General features: G+C 61.5%; 15 protein-coding genes. 6 read left to right on the top strand and 9 right to left on the bottom strand.

The window, feature by feature from the left end; translation table 11 throughout:
- Positions 1–34: 34 nt before the first annotated feature.
- Positions 35–1,078 carry a sugar-binding transcriptional regulator gene (locus ACFVYC_RS08910; protein WP_387549092.1) on the bottom strand — a complete coding sequence of 348 codons (1,044 nt, stop codon included), beginning with the start codon at positions 1,076–1,078 and terminating at the stop codon, positions 35–37.
- Positions 1,051–2,625: a ribulokinase gene (locus ACFVYC_RS08905; RefSeq protein ID WP_387549090.1), complete on the bottom strand. Its 1,575-nt coding sequence runs from the start codon at positions 2,623–2,625 to the stop codon at positions 1,051–1,053. The genes ACFVYC_RS08910 and ACFVYC_RS08905 overlap by 28 nt, the downstream gene beginning before the upstream one ends.
- Before the next feature lie 305 nt (positions 2,626–2,930).
- Here ACFVYC_RS08905 and ACFVYC_RS08900 point away from each other — a divergent pair, with 305 nt between their 5' ends.
- The 4 genes from ACFVYC_RS08900 (at position 2,931) to ACFVYC_RS08885 (ending at position 7,857) form a co-directional block, all read left to right on the top strand.
- Complete coding sequence (locus ACFVYC_RS08900; protein ID WP_387549088.1) at positions 2,931–3,689, top strand: SDR family oxidoreductase; 759 nt, start codon at positions 2,931–2,933, stop codon at positions 3,687–3,689.
- A gap of 123 nt (positions 3,690–3,812) precedes the next feature.
- Entirely contained in the window at positions 3,813–5,363 is a 1,551-nt protein-coding gene (gene mmsA / locus ACFVYC_RS08895) for a multiple monosaccharide ABC transporter ATP-binding protein (protein ID WP_387549086.1), read from the top strand.
- Positions 5,364–5,407: 44 nt separating this feature from the next.
- Positions 5,408–6,694, top strand: a complete 1,287-nt coding sequence (gene mmsB, locus ACFVYC_RS08890; protein WP_387549084.1) for a multiple monosaccharide ABC transporter permease — start codon at positions 5,408–5,410, stop codon at positions 6,692–6,694.
- 74 nt (positions 6,695–6,768) lie between these two features.
- On the top strand, positions 6,769–7,857 hold the full coding sequence (locus tag ACFVYC_RS08885; RefSeq protein ID WP_387549082.1) for a substrate-binding domain-containing protein: 1,089 nt from the start codon (positions 6,769–6,771) through the stop codon (positions 7,855–7,857).
- 742 nt (positions 7,858–8,599) lie between these two features.
- Here ACFVYC_RS08885 and ACFVYC_RS08880 read toward each other — a convergent pair.
- On the bottom strand, positions 8,600–9,031 hold the full coding sequence (locus ACFVYC_RS08880) for a universal stress protein (RefSeq protein ID WP_387549080.1): 432 nt from the start codon (positions 9,029–9,031) through the stop codon (positions 8,600–8,602).
- Positions 9,032–9,300: 269 nt separating this feature from the next.
- On the opposite strand from ACFVYC_RS08880, the gene ACFVYC_RS08875 reads away from it, so the two are divergent.
- Positions 9,301–10,644 carry a GntP family permease gene (locus ACFVYC_RS08875; protein ID WP_387549079.1) on the top strand — a complete coding sequence of 448 codons (1,344 nt, stop codon included), beginning with the start codon at positions 9,301–9,303 and terminating at the stop codon, positions 10,642–10,644.
- Positions 10,645–10,678: 34 nt separating this feature from the next.
- Here ACFVYC_RS08875 and ACFVYC_RS08870 read toward each other — a convergent pair whose 3' ends face one another.
- From ACFVYC_RS08870 to ACFVYC_RS08860, 3 genes are all read right to left on the bottom strand, one after another.
- Positions 10,679–11,236, bottom strand: coding sequence for an SRPBCC family protein (locus ACFVYC_RS08870; RefSeq protein ID WP_387549077.1), 558 nt, complete (start codon positions 11,234–11,236; stop codon positions 10,679–10,681).
- 183 nt (positions 11,237–11,419) lie between these two features.
- Positions 11,420–11,821 (bottom strand): Na+/H+ antiporter NhaA, encoded by a 402-nt coding sequence (locus ACFVYC_RS08865; protein ID WP_387549075.1) that lies wholly within the window; start codon positions 11,819–11,821, stop codon positions 11,420–11,422.
- Between the two features lie 842 nt (positions 11,822–12,663).
- Complete coding sequence (locus ACFVYC_RS08860) at positions 12,664–14,016, bottom strand: cation:dicarboxylate symporter family transporter (protein WP_387549073.1); 1,353 nt, start codon at positions 14,014–14,016, stop codon at positions 12,664–12,666.
- Positions 14,017–14,332: 316 nt separating this feature from the next.
- Between ACFVYC_RS08860 and ACFVYC_RS08855 the strand changes: the two genes are divergently transcribed.
- Positions 14,333–15,532, top strand: coding sequence for an NADP-dependent malic enzyme (locus tag ACFVYC_RS08855; RefSeq protein ID WP_387549071.1), 1,200 nt, complete (start codon positions 14,333–14,335; stop codon positions 15,530–15,532).
- Between the two features lie 679 nt (positions 15,533–16,211).
- Here the strand turns inward: ACFVYC_RS08855 and ACFVYC_RS08850 are convergent.
- From ACFVYC_RS08850 to ACFVYC_RS08840, 3 genes are read right to left on the bottom strand one after another with little or no spacing between them, the layout of a single operon-like run.
- A complete protein-coding gene (locus tag ACFVYC_RS08850; protein ID WP_387549069.1) occupies positions 16,212–16,820 on the bottom strand; it encodes a methyltransferase in 609 nt (202 codons plus the stop codon).
- 28 nt (positions 16,821–16,848) lie between these two features.
- Entirely contained in the window at positions 16,849–17,859 is a 1,011-nt protein-coding gene (locus tag ACFVYC_RS08845) for a Bug family tripartite tricarboxylate transporter substrate binding protein (protein ID WP_387549067.1), read from the bottom strand.
- A complete protein-coding gene (locus tag ACFVYC_RS08840) occupies positions 17,856–19,379 on the bottom strand; it encodes a tripartite tricarboxylate transporter permease (RefSeq protein WP_387549065.1) in 1,524 nt (507 codons plus the stop codon). Before ACFVYC_RS08840 ends, ACFVYC_RS08845 begins: the two co-directional genes overlap by 4 nt.
- Position 19,380 lies beyond the last annotated feature (1 nt).

Below are 19,380 nucleotides of genomic sequence, written 5' to 3'. Positions count from 1 at the left end.
GCCCATTTTTTGTCTTGAGCGCGGCGAGTCGGTTTCAGTGGCGCACAGTGCGTGACTCTTGGTTCGCTGCCACCGGCCGGAGGCGGGCGAGTGTGAGCACGGCCTGCATCGTTTCGTCGTCTGTTGCTATGGCGTTGACTATTCCGCTGCGGAGTGCGGCGTGGATAATTTCGACTTTTTCAATTCCTGTCGCGACTGCGAGCACGGTCGGAATAGCGCGCAATCGCGACTCATCAAGGCCTACTGTTCGTTCGCTTAGCTTTGTATGGATCGTGGCCCCGTCGACGGACAGGATGTGACCCCCTGCGTCGCCGACCCCGCCGGCCATTCGGACTTCTTGCAGGTCTTCTTCTTTTGCGAATCCGGAACGGAGGAGCGAGGAAATTTCGGGCCTCATCCCGCCCAACCCGATGACCGCCATCTGTGCAGCCGCTGCCATGTCAAGTACCCGGGCTACGGATTCCTCGCGAAGCAGTGCCTGCGCAAGCGCTGGGTCGTCGACAATGAGAGGAGCGTTCAGGGCGATATGGTTCCCTCCCAGCTTGGCGGCCATGTTTCGCGCCAGCTCAGACCCGTCAACTTCCGGGTGCCGGGAGCCAGCAGCGCCAATCATCTGAACGACTCTATTCCCGGCATTCCGGTTGCCGGATAACCCGTCGACCGTCGCGGCCAAAGAGGTTCCCCAGGAGATGGCGATGGTCGTGTTTTCCTGGAGCGTTGATTCAAGATACTGAGCTGCCAAGGCACCGACCCGCTGCAGCCGGGGTCCGTGGATCCCGGGGGTCGAGAGGATTAGCGCGTTCTGCAGGGAGAATTCCTTGATAGCCAACTGCTGGAGACTGTCGTCAACAGGAAGTGGCCGGTTGACCCGGATCTCCACGATTCCGAGTTCCCTGGCCTCGGTGATCATGCGGGACACGGTGGAGCGCGAAAGCCCGATGCGGCCAGCGATCTCACGCTGGTCAAGCCCGTCCACGAAATACAAGCCAGCAACTTCTGCCAGGGCTTCATGTCTGGAGTTGCCGAGGTCAAAGTTTCGGTTCGCTGCGCTCATCGCTGGATTTCCGCTCTTTCCCATGCAGTGTTTTCAATTGAAAGACTCCGACGCATCAGTGATTTCATGGCTTGGTATGTGTCTACATACAAATCCATGTAGGGTGCATAGTCCTCAGTAGCCCGGAGGTTGGGTTCCACTACGCTACCGGAGCGCACCATAGCGGCGGTGGCTTCAGTGATTGAGCTATACAGGCCAGCCCCTACGGAGGCGAGGATGGCGGAACCCAGCGTGACCGCTTCCGGAACTGCAGTGGTCCTAATGGGTAACCCTGAAACATCGGCATGAATTTGCATCCATGTAGGACTGTTCGTTGCACCACCACAAGCGACGACATCGTTGATCTCATGCCCGTGGGCACGCATGGTGCGAAGCACGTTTTCCGTTCCAAAGCACACAGACTCCAGGAGGGCTCGAAACATGTGGCCCTGCCCGTGATGGAGCGATAGCCCCCAGAACATGCCCCGGGCGTCGGCGTCGACGTAGGGCGTTCGGTTGCCCTGCCAGAAATCCAACGCCATGACACCTTCGGAGCCCGGCCGAATCTCCCCAGCCATGGCACTGAGCTCAACCAGGGAAGGTCCGTTGGCCGCGCTGGAACCGACAATTCTCCGGAACCAATTGATGACGGAGCCTGTCGATGACTGGCCGCCTTCAACGGTGAACTGGCCAGGAATCACAGCATCCGTATAAGCACCGAACAATCCGTCCGCATAGTGCGGTTCTTGTGCTTGCAGCAGGTGCAGATGGGATGAGCCGGTAATGAGCGCCATGGACCCTTGTTGCACCACTCCAAGCCCAATCATGCCAACGAAAGCGTCGGCCCCGCCTTGGGCCACCGGCATCCCGACACGTAAGCCCATCTCTTGGCCAGCCGCCCGGGTAAGGTGCCCGACGACCTCACCCATGTCCAAAACGCGAGAGGCGAGCTTCCCGACAAGATCACTGGCTCCAACCGCCTCAAAGAGACTCTCCGGCCAGCCACCCCGAAGCCTGTCGTAGTAACAACGGATGGCAGATGAGTTAACCGATGCCGCCCGTTCTCCCGTGAGCCTGAACCCCATCCATTCCACGTAATCCGAAATCCATGCAGAGGCCGAATAGGTAACCGGTTCATGCCGCTTCAGCCACAGGGCTTTAGAAGGCATCCACTCTGCGGACGCATGCGTATATCCCGTATATCGCAAGGATTCGTCGCCAGTAGCGGCGATGTCCTCCGCTTCCTGCCGCGCGCGGACGTCCATCCACATCATCGCCGGGCGCAGGGGACGGCCAGCTTCGTCGCTGCACACCAGTGTGTAGGAAGTGCAGGCCAGAGCCATCCCAGCAATCGCTGCCGGGTCGATGCGTGCCTCATGTAGAATCCGCCGGACTCCGCGGACGGCGCAATCCCACCAGTCTTGGGGTGACTGCTCAGCCCAGCCCGGCCGTGCGTGGCTGGACTCGTAGGCCTCCCTGACAAACATGACGGGTTGTCCCAGAGCGTCGAATAGCCCGACCCTCATCCCCTCGGTCCCCCCGTCCAATCCCAGGACATAGGGGCCGGATCCTACAATTTCAGCGGTCGACACGGCTTCTCCGAGCCGCCTTGGAGAGGGCGACTTGCTTGAAGTTCTGCTGCATATTAATTCCTTAGTCACATCGGCGTGAACATTTGTGCAACCAGTGAGATTTGGTGCAGTAAGTCACGCCACAGTAGCACCGGATTTTCCCGCGCACAAGGCAGGGGGAGTGAGCCCTGGGTTCTATTGCACGATCATTTCAACGGTGTTACGGTCGTCACATCAAAACTTATTGCACGCCTTGCACATATGTGCAACGCGCCCCGGGGGCGGGCACTTTCCCCTCTGATTTGTTCTTGGAAGGTAATTCACACATGAGCGGTACATTCAGCGGCTCACGAGCCATCGTGACCGGAGCAGCCAGTGGTATTGGTCTTGCATGCGCAAAGGCTCTCCTCTCGGAAGGAGCGGAGGTCCTCGGCCTGGATCTTGATCCGGCTGTTGCCAGCGCAATTACTGATGACAGGTGGACGGGAACAGTCTGCAACGTCGCCGATGAACAAAGCGTCCGTGATGCGATCTCAAGCTATGTCGCTAAGAACGGTAAGGTAAATTTCCTCGTGTCCAACGCTGGCATCTTCACGGCCGGCAGCTACATTGCGGAACTTTCTTTGGACACATGGCACAAGAGCCTGGCAGTGAACCTGACCAGCCACCTTCTGGTCCTGCAAAACACCATTCCCGGCATGGTGGATGGCGGAAGCGTCGTAATTATGGGCTCCCGCAACGTTCCCGCACCAGGGCCCGGTGCTGCCGCATACTCCTGCGCCAAGGCAGCTGCTACCCAGCTGGGCCGTGTCGCGGCCCTCGAACTGGCTGAACGCGGAATCCGGGTCAACGTCATACACCCCGATGCTGTGTTCGACACTGCCATCTGGACGGATGCCGTGCTTGAGAAATCAGCCAGCCGCTACGGGATGACAGTTCAGGAATACAAAACCAAAAACCTGATGAAGGCCGAAATATCCCAACACGATGTAGCTGCGGGGGTTTGCGCCGTCCTTGGCCCGGCCTTCGCGAAGACAACGGGCGCACAGATTCCGATCGATGGTGGCAACGACCGCGTCATCTGATTCCACCGCACCTGGCGGTGCACCCTGCGGACCTGGCTTCCCTCAAATCAGGCGAGGCATCAGGCCCGTGAACGGCCTTGTTTCACACTCATACATGACGACGAAGTCTTGGAGGCAACACGCATGGCGCCCAGCAGTCCCTTAATCTTGGAGATGCGGTCCATCACCAAGGAATTCCCCGGCGTTAAGGCTTTGGATAACGTGAGCCTGCGGGTGAAGGCCGGTGAGATCCACGCCATCTGCGGCGAGAACGGCGCCGGCAAGTCCACGCTGATGAAGGTTCTCTCGGGCGTTTACCCCTACGGCAGCTACGACGGCGACATCGTCTACCAGGGCCAGGTACAGCAGTTCCGGGACATCCGGGCCAGCGAACAGGCGGGCATCGTGATCATCCACCAGGAACTCGCGCTGATCCCCGAGCTCTCCATCATGGAGAACATCTTCCTTGGCAATGAGCCCACCAAACGCGGTGTCATCAACTGGGCAGAGGCCCGGCTGCGTTCCCTGGACCTGCTGGCCCGGGTGGGACTGCGTGAGGATCCGGACACGCCCATCAAGGAGATTGGCGTCGGCAAGCAGCAGCTCGTTGAGATTGCCAAAGCGCTCAACAAGTCGGTGAAGATCCTCATCCTGGACGAACCCACCGCCGCGCTGAACGAGTCCGATTCCCAGCACCTGCTGGACCTGATGCTGGGCCTGAAGGCGAAGGGCATCACGTCCATCATCATTTCGCACAAGCTCAATGAGATTGAACAGATTGCCGATTCGATCACCATCATCCGCGACGGCAAATCCATCGAAACCCTTGACGTCAAGGCTGACGGCGTGGACGAGGACAGGATCATCAAGGGCATGGTGGGGCGGACGCTGGAATCCCGCTTCCCCGAGCACACGCCGAAAATCGGCGAAGTGTTTTTTGAAGTGAAGAATTGGACAGTGGCCCACCCCACTGTTCCTGACCGCCTCGTGTGCAAGAACTCAAGCTTTCACGTCCGTCGCGGCGAGATTGTGGGCTTCGCGGGTTTGATGGGCGCGGGCCGCACCGAGCTTGCCCGCTCCGTTTTTGGCCGGTCCTACGGCCGGTTCATCAGTGGCCGGATCTACAAGGACGGCAAGGAAATTACCCTCAAATCCGTCCGGCAGGCGATTGACGCCGGTCTGGGCTATGTCACAGAGGACCGCAAGTCCCTGGGACTGAACCTGCTCGACGATATTAAGACCACCACGGTGGCAGCCAACCTTCGCAAGATCAGCCACAACATGGTGGTAGACCCAAACCAGGAATTCACCGTGGCGGAGCAGTACCGCAAATCCCTGCGTACCAAGACGCCGTCAGTGGAAGAGGGCGTGGCCAAACTCTCGGGCGGTAACCAGCAGAAAGTGGTCCTCGCAAAGTGGATGTTCACTGATCCGGATTTGCTGATATTGGATGAACCGACACGCGGCATTGACGTCGGCGCCAAGTACGAGATCTACGGCATCATCCAGCAGCTCGCCAACCAGGGCAAGGGGGTCATCGTCATCTCCTCCGAGCTCCCCGAGCTCCTTGGCCTGTCCGACCGCATCTACACCATATTCGAAGGCGCCATCACCGGTGTCCTGAACAAAGACGAGGCCAGCCAGGAAAGCCTGATGAAACTGATGACCTCCGCCCGCAAAGCCGAAGCCGCCTGACCCTCTGGATTCTCCAGAACCTTCCGGACACAAGGACTGACACCATGAACGCCCTCAAAAAGCTGTTTGGCGGCAACACCCGCCAATTCGGCATGATCTTCGCCCTGGTGGCACTGATCATCTTCTTCCAGATCGCCACCGACGGCCGGACGCTCACCCCCGGCAACGTCATCAACCTCTTCAACGGCAACTCCTACATCCTGATCCTGGCCATCGGCATGGTCCTGGTCATCATTGCCGGCCACATCGACCTCTCCGTGGGTTCCGTAGCAGCATTCGTGGGCGTCACAGTTGCACTGGCCATCCGCGACTGGGGCATCCCCTGGTACGCCGGCGTACTACTGGGGCTGGTGCTGGGTGCATTGATTGGCGCTTGGCAGGGCTGGTGGACGGCGTACGTGGGGATACCCGCGTTCATCGTCACCCTTGCCGGTATGCTCCTGTTCCGCGGCTTCAACCAGTTTGTTGGCAAGTCCAACACCATCCCGGTCCCCAACGATTTCCAGTACCTTGGATCGGGCTACCTCCCCGAGGTAGGCCCGAACACAGGGTTCAACAACCTCACTTTGCTGTTGGGCCTCGCCGCCGCAGCATTTGTTGTGGTCGGCGAGCTGCGCTCGAGGGCACGCGCCAAGGCTTTGGGTGCCGAGGTACCGGAAATGTGGGTGACCGCCCTGAAGCTTGTCCTGATCTGCGGCGCCATCCTCTATGCCACCTACCTCTTCGCCACGGGCCGCCCGGGCACGTCCTTCCCCATCCCCGGCCTGATCCTTGCCGTACTGGTCCTGCTCTATGGCTTCATCTCCTCCCGCACCATCCTGGGCCGCCACGTGTACGCCGTCGGCGGCAACCGCCATGCAGCGGAGCTCTCGGGCGTTCAATCCAAGAAGGTCAACTTCCTGGTAATGATGAACATGTCCATCCTGGCCGGCCTGGCCGGCATGATCTTCGTGGGACGCTCCACCGCATCGGGTCCTTTCGACGGCGTGGGCTGGGAACTGGACGCCATTGCGGCTGTCTTCATCGGCGGCGCTGCGGTCACGGGCGGCGTGGGCACGGTTGTCGGCTCCATCATCGGCGGCCTGGTCATGGCCGTCCTGAACAACGGCCTGCAGCTGCTCGGCGTCGGGGCCGACCTCACCCAGATCATCAAGGGTTTGGTGCTCCTGATCGCCGTCGCCTTCGACGTCTACAACAAGAGCCAGGGCAAAAAGTCAATCATCGGCTTGCTGACCCAGAACTTCAACCGTCCCTCCGGCGGCGGCCCCAGCAATCCGCTCCAGCCAGACGAAACCACCTCCACCAAGGAAACGATCCACCAGGAAGCGTGAACGACATCAACTTTCGATCAGCTCACCTACTACCGACCAACCAAGCCCTTCCACAACGAAAGTGAAATTCAACGGTGAAAATCAGCAAATCCCTCATTCAGCTTGCCGCTTTAGCCACAGCATCAGCTCTGGCGCTAACAGGATGCGGTCGCGGCGATAGCGAAGCCAGCTCCCAGAACTCGGCCGCAGGTTTCAGCAAGGACTCAGTCATCGGGGTAGCTCTTCCTCAGAAGACCTCTGAGAACTGGGTGTTTGCCGAGAAACTGTTTAATGAAGAACTGAAGGCCGAGGGCTACGACGCCAATGTTCAGTTTGCTAACGGCGGAGTCACTGAGCAGCAGAACCAGATCAGCGCCATGATTACAAAAGGTGCCAAGGTCATCATCGTCGGAGCCATCGACGGCTCCCAGCTGGGTACCCAGCTCAAGCAGGCCAAAGAGGCCGACGCTACCATCATCGCCTACGACCGCCTGCTGCAGAACACCGGGGACGTGGATTACCACGTAGCCTACGACAGCTTCAAGATTGGGCAGCTCCAAGGCCAGGCCCTTATCGAAGGAATGCAGGCCAAGAAGCCCTCCGGCCCGTACAACATCGAACTGTTCGCCGGCTCCCCGGACGACGCCAACGCCAAGATATTCTTCGACGGCGCCATGGACGTCCTGCAGCCGAAAATCGACGACGGCACGCTCAAGGTCGCTTCAGGACAGACAGATTACAACCAAGTTGTCACGGTTGGATGGAAAGCTGAAAATGCTCAAAAGCGCATGGATACACTCCTGACCGCGGCCTACTCATCCGCGACACTCGACGGGGTTCTGTCGCCCAACGACACCATCGCCAGAACGATCATCACTTCCGTAAAAGCCGCCGGAAAGCCCCTGCCCGTAGTAACCGGCCAGGACTCTGACGTCGAATCCGTAAAGTCGATCATGGCTGACGAGCAGTACTGCACGATCAACAAAGACATCCGAGAGCAGGTCGGTGCCACGCTCCAGATGGTCGCTGATCTACAAGCAGGAAAAACTCCTGAAACAAACTCCACGTCAAACACCGGAGTGAAGGAGATTCCTGCCAACCTCCTGGAACCGACCGTGGTAACCAAAAAGAACGCTAAGGAAGTCTACGCCGACAACCCCACCCTCGCTCCACTGACTGCCTGATCCAATACAAACGACGGCTGGACGCCAGGACAAGCTCCTGGCGTCCGGCCGTCGACCTCTAACACCCGTAGTCCACTTTCATTTGTCTGGCTAAGGAACAGCGGCACCGCAGCTAAAAGCTGATCGGCCTTCTGCGTATTCCTACCTATCGCCGGGGGCGGTAGTTTCGCAATGACTAGCTAGACGCTTTGCTTCACATTTTCGGTCCCTTTAAAAGCCGATGACCGGCCTTCCGTCAACCTGCCCACGCCTGGACAAGCCTTTGCTGCCTGCCCACTAGGGTGACTTTAAGCGGTCCACGGCTGGGGTTAATTCAGGTTATCCACGGCTGGAATTGGGAGCCGTTGGAGTAGCTCCCTTGCAGTAGTAGCGGTCGATAACCTATGAGAATTGTCCCTGGCTGTTGGCCGCGGAAGCTGCATTATCCACTTGGTTTTGGAAGCAAGATTAGGAATTGTTTGCACGTCGCGACTTATCGTCGTCAGGTTGGGTGTGCCTCACCCATACGATCACAACGCCGTGACGCGAGGTTCTCCGACTTCTCCGAGTCTGGGCCGGCCAGCAGGCCTGGTCCCACAGCGTTGATAAGCAGGTCTGAGTAGTTCGAAATCGGATACGGCCGCCTGGCAGTTACTACCCCTCGGCCAAGCTCCCCCGCCTCTGGACCGGGTGGCGCCTTGGCGAGATGTAGGAATCCGTAAATGCAGGCCAGCTCAGCTGCAGTTTCCGCTTAACCGGCGGATTACTGGTCTGTCTTTACAATTAGCACGTCGCAGGGTGCATTGTGCGCCACGCTGCTCGCGACGCTGCCCAACACACGGCCGATGCCCTTCATGCCGACATTTCCCACAACCAACAGCCGGGCTCCGGTACGCGCCGCTTCCTCGACCAAGGCCTCTTGCGGCTTACCGCGAACAGCGGCGGGGCGGATGCCCAGATCGGGATGTTCCTCGCGCAGTTTAGCTGCAACCCGTTCCGCCACTTTTTGCGCTTTTTTGGCGTCGTCAAGTATCCAGGTGTCGTTCCCGATCTTGATGGCCTCGGCATTTTCCTTGACGTGTGCGCTGAGTACGGCGAGTTCTGCGTGGAGAGCCTCTGCGATGAGTGCCGCCTGGGACGCCGCTTTGAACGCGCTGTTGCTGCCGTCCACCCCGACCATCACGATATTTGCCATGGTATTCCCTCCCGGGACGCGCCAATTGTGGGCCTTGACACTGCCGACCGGCCAGTATGAACTGGGTCAACTGGATTTAAAGCTACATCAACTAGTTTCCGTATAAAGCCAGTGTGCAATTTGCGGAAATGTGTAATGTCCGTGTTGATACCGCCGTCAGCCTCGTCGTCGACGGGTGAAGGCGGCGATCGATCAGGCCATAGTGAGGGGGTCGATGTGGCTACGGCGCCCAAGGACCCCGCCCTTCCCCGTATCGGCAGGAGCAGTCTATGATCGCCCTTCACACCGCGATAGCCATCGTCGTCATCATCCTGCTCATCATCAAGGTAAAGGTCGACCCGGTGATCTCGCTGATCATCGGCTCGCTCTACCTCGGCCTCGCTACCGGCGTCGGTTTCACGGCGACGATCGTGGCAATCGCCACCGGTTTCGGCGAAATCATGGGCGAGGTTGGCCTGCTCATCGGTTTCGGTGTGCTCATTGGGGCGATGCTCCACGCGATCGGCGCCTTCAGGAAAATGGTTTCGATGCTTGTCAACGGCGTCGGCGCGCGTCGGCTCCCGTACGCTTTGACCGCGGCGATGTCAACAATATTCCCCTCGATTTACGTGGACGTGCAGGTCGTGCTGGCCTCTCCGGTGGCGCGCTCCAGCGGCCCCCTGATCGGCCGGACCGGTTTGCCACACATGGCCGGTGCGCTCGGGACCGGGATTTTCGCCGGCTACGTTTTCGTGATCCCGGGACTGGCCGCGGTCTCCATCGCGGGCCTGATGAACATCCCGTTAGGCCTTTGGCTGATCTACGGCCTCATACTCGGGCCGCTGACCGCGATCGCGACAACCTTAATCTTCCGCTGGCTCTTGCGCGGGCGATATTGGAAAGCGGACAGGGATGAAGAGGTCGACGACGCGATGGTCGAACTGGAGACCACCGAACTGGTCGAAAAGGACACCAGGACTCCTCCGCTGTTCGTCTGCATGCTGCCCATTCTCGTGCCGCTGGTGATGATCGCCTTTGGTGCGTTCGCGGACCTGTTCGGTTTCTCCAACGACTTCATCGCCTTCCTCGGTAACGCCAACTTCGCACTGTTCGTCGGCCTGCTCGGTGCCTATGTGCTTTGCCGGCGCACTCTGGGTTCGAAGGGAACGGACACGGCCATGAGCGAAGGTTTCCACACCACCGGTGAGATCCTGCTCATCACCGGCATCGGCGGATCGCTGGGCGCCGTCATCGGGGAGACCGGGCTTGACACGATCCTGGCCGGCCTCTTCACGGCGGACGCATCGGCGCCGGTCATCCTCAGCATCTTGCTCGCATGGGTCATCGCCGCGGTGCTGCACCTGGCCATTGGGTCCGTGTCAGTGGCGGCCATCGCAGCCGCCGGGATCATCGGCCCGGTGCTCGGATCGATCGATGTCCCGCCCATCGTCATCGGCCTCGCCATCGCTTCGGGTGCCATGTTCGCTCTTCAGGTCAACAGCAACTTCTTCTGGATGTTCAAGTCGCTGATCGGACTGTCCACTCAAGGGACGTTCAAGACGCTGACGATGGTCACTTCCATCGCCTCCGTGGTCTCGCTGCCGATGGTTATGGCAGTGGCCCTCATCGCATAGGGCAGGTGGCGGGTGATTCCCAGACGGCTGTCCCTTAAGCCGCTCCAGCGCACCCGCCCCAGGAGGGATCCAGTCGTTGGGAAGGTGTCTGGGGCACGCTTTGGTGGTGTGTCGGTGGCGTGCCGCGGGCCGCTGGGTGGTGCGGAGTCGGGAACAGACCGCCGTGGAGGTGGTGGCCGAGCAGTTCGGCACGGAATTTCACGGCATCAACGAACGCCTGCAGGATGCGATCGGTGTCGGCGCCGGTTCCATCGAAGAGTCTGGGCGGGGCGCCCTTGGTGGTTTCCATGACGGTCAGATGGGTGAAGCCGCCGTGGTCGGCCAGTGCCACCGTAAGGGCGATCTTTCCCAAACCGAGGGGAAGCCTCCGGGTCCATGTGATGGATGTGGGCGGGATCAGGGTGACCCGGAACCGGAGTCTTCTCCGGCCGCTGCCCCCAGTCCGGACGCGGATCGTGCCGCCGTGCCGCAGGTCTCCGCTGACAGCCGTAATGCCGGAATCCCACACGGCGAAGTTGGCCGTGTCCGTGAGCACGTCCCAGACGGCACCAGGCGCTGCAAGGATCAGAGCCTGAGCCTCGAACGATTTCATGCTCCAAGGCTATGCCCGGATAGCGCCCGGTCGCCCGTGTATGACGCGGCCCCACACTGTGATTTTGGTCCACCCGGCGGACCGGAGAGCGTTTCACGGGCCGGCTAAGCATGGAACACATGGCGTGCACGGCGGCGGGGCTGTTGGCCCGGTTCTTGTTGACCCCCGGCGATGGCTGCAGCCTCAGTGACCCGGACGAGTTCCAGGGCACAGGATAGGGGGTGGCGCTCTAGTCTTTGAGGCTGAGGTGCCCCTGGAGGGGCGGTAATACCTATTGCGGCGGTTAAGGATGACGGCACCGATAGTCGCGGCAAGAAGGGAGCCCGCGAGGACTCCGACTTTCACGTGGCCCCCGATGATCCCGTCCGTGCCGTAGGAGAGCTCACCGACCAGGAGCGAGACGGTGAAGCCGACCCCCGCAACGAACGCCATGCCAATGACGTCGGACCAAGTGAAGGACACATCCTTGGTGATGCCAGGCAGCCGGGTGATCAGGAAGGTGGCCCCGGTCGGAAGCATGCCCAGGCCGAGCAGGAAGATCCGTGCGTGGGCGTTTTGCAGAAGCTTCCTCAGACGAGGCTCCATGTGGCCGTCAGACGCCTGAAAGAGGGTCAAGCAGCAGCCAGGTCGTGGCTTCCGTGCGGGAATTGAAGAACTGTGTAGGGCAAGGCAACGTCTGCATGCCCATGGACCAGTTGGCAAGGATCCGGTCCACCGGGCTGCGGCCGAGCAGAGCGAAGCGTGAAGCGGCGCACGGGAGACTGAACACAGTACGCGCGTGCCGGCTCAACGAGGCCGTCATTGTCATGTCGACCAGCAACGGGTACTCGTCGCCATCCGCAAGGATGTTTACTGCCGCCGTGGCAGCCCGCGCGTCCTCGCCCTCGATCTCCGCATTGGGGTTCCAGATTGAGGCGGATAATTCCGTCCCCGCGAAGGGCCAGCGTACCTTTGCCGCCCTCGACTGGTACCTTCCCGCTGCGGCCGCCCCTGCCGCCAGTCTGGCACTCCAGAACCTCTTTCAGGCGATGCTTCCTGCGCGCTTCAACATCAGGCTGTTTTGTGGATGGTGCGCGCGCCAACCCGGGATGGCGTCCAGCGCCTCAACACAAGCGGGGGGAGAGGGTGCCTTGCGCTGCCTCCTGGCGTTGCCGGCTCAGACACTCACCGAGCTGGGCCATGCAACCCTTGGCTTGGACAGGTCGGCAACCAACCTACAAAGGTCGACTAACTTGCCAGCGTTAGGCATCCGTTGTCGGCCAATGCCCGATTATCCCTGAGTTCTGACGCACCGTGACATTAGACAGTGGTGGCACTACCGGCCCGACGGTGTTGGTGCCCTGGACATGAGGACCGCCCGCACAGCTAAGCCTGTGCGGGCGGTTTCCGGTATCGGCCGGATGGGTTGGAGGTTGTGCGTTGAGAGGCTAGGCGGTGGGAACCGGGACAGGCCGGGTCTCAGATTCCGTTGCCGCAGGTTCGCCGTGGTGGTGGGCCAGCATGGTTGCCTCGTCGAACGGTTCCCGGCCGGAGAGGACGTCGTCCACCTGGCGGCCGTCGATCTCCTTGACCCAGGTGCCAATGAGGACGGTGGCTACGGCGTTGCCGGTGAAGTTGGTCAGGGCGCGGGCCTCGGACATGAACCGGTCGATGCCGACGATCATGCCCACGCCGCCCAACAGTTCGGGCTTGTGGGCCTGCAGGCCGGCGGCCAGGGTGGCCAGGCCGGCGCCGGTAACACCGGCGGCACCCTTTGAGGCAATGATCATAAAGACCAACAGGGAGATCTGTGCGCCCAGGTCCAGCGGGGTTCCCATGGCGTTGGCAACGAACAGGGATGCCATGGTCAGGTAGATGGCCGTGCCGTCGAGGTTGAAGGAGTAGCCGGTAGGTACCGTGACGCCGACGACGGGCTTGGAGACGCCGAGGTGTTCCATCTTGGCGATCAGGCGGGGCAGGGCAGCTTCGGAGGAGGAGGTGGAGAAGATGAGCAGGTACTCCCGGCCCAGGTACTTCATCAGCTTGAAGATGTTGACGCCGGTAACCACCTTGAGCAGGCCGCCGAGGATGATGACGATGAACAGTGCGCAGGTGATGTAGAAGGCAGCCATCAGGGTGAACATGCTGACGATGGCCTGGAAGCCGGTTGCTCCCACGACGGCGGCGATGGCACCGAAGGCGCCGACGGGGGCGAGCCACATGATCATGATCAGGATGCGGAACACAAGGACCTGGCCGTGGCCGATGACCTTGAGGATCGGCGCGCCCTGCGGGCCCATCTTTTGCAGCGCGAAGCCAACGAGGATGGCGGCGAACAGCGTCGGCAGGACCGGAATATCGCCTGGGATGATGTTGAGGAGGAAGGCTACGGTGCTGTCGACCTCTGCCTTCTTGTTGGGATCGTACGGCGCCAGCTTCAGTCCCTCGCCTGGGTGGATCAGGTTGCCGACCACCAGGCCGATTGCCAGGGCGAACGTAGACATCGCGACGAAGTAGCCGAGGGCCAGGCCGCCCACTTTGCCGACCGTGGCGGCCTTCGCGATGGAACCGATGCCCAGGACGATGGTGCAGAAGATCACCGGAGCGATCATCATCTTAATGAGCTTGATGAACCCGTCGCCGAGCGGCTTGAGCGATTTGCCCACCTCGGGGAACATCAGGCCAACCACGGCGCCGAGGATGACGGCGGCGATGACGGCGATGTAGAGGTAATGCGATTTGTCGATGCCCTTGCGCCGCGTCTTCACGGTGTCAAGCGACTCTCCTCGTTGAGAAGCCATGATGTGTCTCCTTTGGATAATCTGATAGACGCTGCGGCGCAGTCTCTGGGCTCGACACGTCCTTTGGTGTGACCTCCATCATGGGGCGCATGGTGATCCAGCTCACCGTTGCGTTCATATTGGTCGCAACTGGTGGTGGTTCGCTCGGAAGAATGGCGTAGGGTCTCGATTTGAGAACCGGCACGTGTTGCCGGATGCCCTTTTTGCTTAGCATCTTCGGGCGCTCATTCAGCAAGCCACAACCACTTTTCTTGGGTCCATTCCGGGCGCAGGTCCATGTGCCGTGTTTGCACGGCGAGCAAGAGGAGACAACGACGTGTCCATTGACGCAATTGCAGCCCCTGATAATTCCGCAGCCACCGCGCTGAGCGAAGCCGAGATCTTCGACGCCCACCAGGGCGGCAAGCTCTCCATCGCCAGCACCGTCCCGCTGTCCAACAAGCGCGACCTGTCCATCGCCTACACCCCGGGAGTGGCTGAGGTCAGCCGCGCCATCCACGCCAAACCCGAACTGGCCCGCACCCTCACGTGGGCCGAGCGCCTGGTGGTGGTGGTCAGCGATGGCACGGCCGTCCTGGGCCTCGGCAACATCGGCGCGAGTGCTTCCCTGCCCGTGATGGAGGGCAAGTCCGCCCTGTTCAAGACCTTCGGTGAACTGGACTCCATTCCGCTGGTGCTCAACACCACGGACGTGGACGAAATGGTGGAAACCCTGGTTCGCCTGCGCCCCAGCTTCGGTGCGGTCAACCTCGAGGACATCTCCGCGCCCCGCTGCTTCGAGCTTGAGGAAAAGCTCATCGAGGCCCTGGACTGCCCCGTGATGCACGATGACCAGCACGGCACCGCCGTGGTTGCCCTGGCCGCGCTGACCAACGCCGCCAAGGTAACCGGCCGCGAGCTGGAGACTCTGCGCGTGGTGGTCTCCGGTGCTGGCGCCGCCGGCATCGCCGTCGCCGAAATCCTGCTCACCGCGGGCATCACCGACGTGGTCCTGCTCGACTCCCGCGGCATCATCAACAGCACCCGCACGGATCTGGCCGCGGACCAGGCCACCAAAAAGGCCGAAATCGCCGGCCGCAGCAACCCCCGCGCCCTGGAGGGCGGCCCTGCCGAGGCACTGGCCGGTGCCGACGTGTTCATCGGAGTCTCCTCCTCAAAACTGGACGAGGAACACCTGGCCCTGATGAACCAGGACGCCATCGTGTTCGCCCTCTCCGACCCCGACCCCGAAGTGCTGCCTGAGGTTGCAGTGAAGTATGCCGCGGTAGTGGCCACCGGCCGCAGTGACTTCCCGAACCAGATCAACAATGTGCTGGCCTTCCCGGGTATCTTCCGCGGGGCCCTGGACGCGGGGGCCCGCCGCATCACCCCGGCCATGAAGCTGGCAGCGGCCTATGCCATCGCGGAGCTCGCCGCGGAGGACCTCGCCGCCGACTACATCGTGCCCAGCCCGCTGGACCCCCGGGTTGCCCCGGCTGTCACCGCCGCCGTCGCCGCAGCCGCGAAAGCGGAGTAACGGCTGAAAAATAGGACGGGTCTGGTGACCTTCCTAGGGTGGCGTCACAATGCTTCGCAGGCGGACCTTGACCCGCCATGGAGACATCTTCCGAGCCCCGAAACGGGCTTCTGATCCGCGCATTTCCGGGGGACCAGCCTGCGTCAGGGCATCTGCAGGCTGGTCCCACTTCTTTCATCAGCGGTCGTCAGACGGAGGCGCCTTCGAAGGCGATGCGTTTGGCCGCTGCCCGGGCCTCGTTCTTTCCGCATCTGCCGGGACCTGTTCCGCTTCGTCGCGTCGGACCACGACAACTCCGTCTGCGTCCGCCCCTAGGATGTCGCCGGGGGCCACGATGTTCAATCGTTCAGACAGGGTCTGGACAATAGAACTCAAGCGCTGACGCCACAGACGAGGCGTTAAGCTCAGCTTGGATTGGCCAACGCGGACTGCCCTCACGGCCGCTCCGCCCGAGCAGGGCGACAAGTTACGCTCCACGATGAGGCCCAGCCACCCCGGGCCCCACACTGCGCGTGAAGTTCGTGAGCGGAAGCTCCTTGAGGCCCGTGCTTCATCTCCAACTCTCGCGCGACTTTTTGAGTTCTGAGGAAGCGCGGCAGTAATCCCACTTCGTGAACGGCCCTACGTATCGAATTCGGATGCGAGGTCGCACCAACGCGTATTGCCCCGGATCAGCGGTTTATACGGTGGCGCCTTCGAAGGCGATGCGTTTGGCTGCTTCGCGGGCCTCTATTTTTTCTGCATCTGCCAGGACCTGTTCCGCTTCGTCGCGTCGGACCACGACAACGCCGTCAGCATCCGCGACTACGATGTCGCCGGGGGATACCACAACGCCGTCGATCGCCACGGGGAGCTGGAGCCTGCCTGGGCCGAACTTGTAGGGTCCTGCGGGGGTGACGGAGCGGGCGAAGACCGGCAGTCCGCACTCGGCAAGTGCGTCGGCGTCTCGGACGGCGCCGTCGATGACGAAGCCGGCGATGCCCAGGTTTTTGGCCCGGATGCCGATCATGTCCCCGATGAGGGCGCGGGACTGGTCCCCGCCGCCGTTGACCACGATTACTTCACCGGGTTGCGCTTCGTCGAGGGCCTTGTGGATGTAGAGGTTGTCTCCGGGCCGGGTCCACACGGTGTAGGCGGGTCCGGCGAGTTTTGCGCCGGTCCAGGATGGTGACAATGCGGATGCCACCCCGAGGCGCTCCTGTGCATCGCCGATATTGGCTGCCGGGATGGAGGCCAGGCGGCGCACCAGCTCGGCCGTGGATAGGGGCGAATTGTGTTCTGCCTGCATTGTGTTGCCGGCCTTTCTGCTGGTGTGGTTACTGCTGGGTGAGGAGTTCATCGATGACCGGCTTGATCAGGGTTTCGCGTTCTTCCCACATCTTGCTGACGTCCGCGGCGGGGACCCAGGTGGGCTGGGTAGCGGCGCCCTTGAGCTTTTCCTGGACCTCGGTGCTTTCGCTGGCCTTCTTAAGGGAAGCCTCCAGCTTTGCCACGATTTCCGCGGGGGTCTTGGAAGGGACGGACAGGGCGAAGTTGCTGGCCATCGGTTTGACGTCGTAACCGGCGCTCTTCATGGTGGGGACATCCGGCACGAAGGTGCTGGGGTTGTCTTCGATGACGGTCAAAAGCTTGATGTCGCCGGACTTGTACTGGCCGAAGAAGCTGGAGACGCCGCCGAGGGCAAAGTCGGTTTCGCCCGAAACGATGGCGGCTACTTTGTCCGCTCCGCTGTTGTAATGCACGATGTTGAAGTCCAGACCCAGCGCGTCTTCCAGAAGGCGGAGGTTGATGTGATCATCACCGGCGCGGGAGTCGGTGCCCACGGTGATTTTGCCGGGTTCGGCCTCAACGGCGTCGAACAATTCCTTGATGGTCTTGTACTTGCTGTCCTTGTTGACGCCGATGACCACGGAGTTGGTCGCGAAGGAGCCGATGGGGGTGAAGCTGCTCCGGTCAAAAGCTGCCTTCTTGCTCGGATCGAGGTAGCGGCCCAGGATGGACGGGATGTTGGTGTTACCGAAGGTCAGGCCGTCCGGTTTGGACTGGGCCACGTAGTTCAGGCCGACCACCTGGCTGCCGCCCTCCTTGTTGACCACCTTGATGTTGGCGCCGAGGTCTTCCTGCATGGCCGGCGCCACGATGCGGGCCAGGATGTCGTTGCCTGCGCCTGCTGCTGAGGGGACGATCCATTCGACGGTGGATCCGGCTTTCGGGAAGTCTGCGGCTGCCGTAGTTGCGGTGCTGGCAGCCTGGCCGCCGCAGCCCGTGAGGGCCAGGGCAACGGATGCGGCGAGGGCGGTGGCGGACAGTGTTTTGAGTTTTTTCATTTCGCAAGCTCCTTTGGTGCGATGGGGGTGGGGGTCTTTTTCTTCAGCGTTGAAGCAATGAGGGGGCGGACCGCGCCGAACAGGATGGCCAGGATGATCACGCCGATCAGAGTGAGGTTGATGGGGCCTTGCAGGAAGACGTTGTAATCGCCGCGGGAGAGCGCAAGTGACCGTTGGAAGTTTTCTTCCAGCAGCGGGCCCAGGATCAGTCCCAGGACCAGGGGAGTGAGCGGCACCTTGACCAGCTGGAAGATGTAGCCGAGGATGCCGGCACCCAGCATGATCAGGATGTCGAACGGGCTGCCGTTGATGGAGTACGTGCCCAGGAACATGAACGCCAGGATGGCGGCCATGAGGTAGTGGAACGGGACCTTCAGGACGGCGATCCAGACCCGGGCGAGTGGGACGTTGAGGACCAGCAGAATCAGGTTGCCCACGATCAGGCTGGCGATGATGGCCCAGGCGATGTCGGGATTGTCGCGGAACAGCAGCGGCCCCGGGATCAGCCCGTTCATGGTGAACGCGCCGGCCATGATCGCCACGGTAGCGGACGTAGGGATGCCGAGGGTGAACAGCGGGATCATGGAGGACACCGCCAGGGCGTTGTTCGCCGACTCGGGTCCGGCGATGCCTTCCACGGCTCCCTTGCCGAACTCCTTGCTCCGCTTGGAGATCCGCTTTTCGGCGGCGTAGGAGGCGAGGGACGTGGCTGCTCCGGGGGAGCCCGGGAGCAGGCCCATAAAGAAGCCGATCAGCGATCCTCGGAGGGAAGGGAACGCTGAGCGCTGCAGGTCCGTCCGGGTGGGCAGCAGCCTGGCAACCTTGAGCGGACTGGGAATACCCAACGGCCCTTTCTGGGCTTGGCCCAGAACTTCGCTAAGGCCAAAGACGCCCATCACAACGGCTACGAGTCCCAGGCCGTCGAACAGTTCGGGCATTCCGAAGGTGAAGCGGGCAATACCGACGCCGGAGTCAACACCTACCGTGGCGATCGCCATCCCGGCCGCGGCGCTGAGCAGGGCCTTGGCAGGGTTGTTGCCCGCGAAGCTGGTGATCAGTGCGAAGCCGAGCAGGGAGACCAGGAACAGTTCAGGGGCGCCAAATTCCAGGGCCAACCGGCTGAACGGTGCCACCACCACAAAGCCGATGACGCCGATCAGGCCGCCGACAAATGAAGCGAGTGCGGCAATGACTAGGGCGGGACCGCCGCGTCCTTTTTTGGCCATTTGGTAGCCGTCCAAGGTCGTGGCAATCGAGGAGGCTTCGCCGGGAATCCGCAGCAGCACCGCCGTCGTGGTTCCGCCATAGGCCGCGCCATAGAGGATGGCGGCCAGCATGATGATGGCCGAGGTCGCGTCCAGTCCGAACGTCACCGGGATAAGCAGTGACACGGCGGCAGCCGGGCCAAAGCCCGGCAGTACGCCCACCAGCATGCCTAAAACACAGCCCAGCAGCGCGAACAGGAGATGCTCGGGGGTGAAAACGGTGGCCAAGCCACCGAGGAGCTGATCAAATCCCATG

The organism is Pseudarthrobacter sp. NPDC058329 (assembly GCF_042879835.1).
GTDB lineage: Bacteria > Actinomycetota > Actinomycetes > Actinomycetales > Micrococcaceae > Arthrobacter.
Note: the sequence above shows the minus strand (reverse complement) of the source record. Positions and strands in the feature narration are given on the sequence as shown.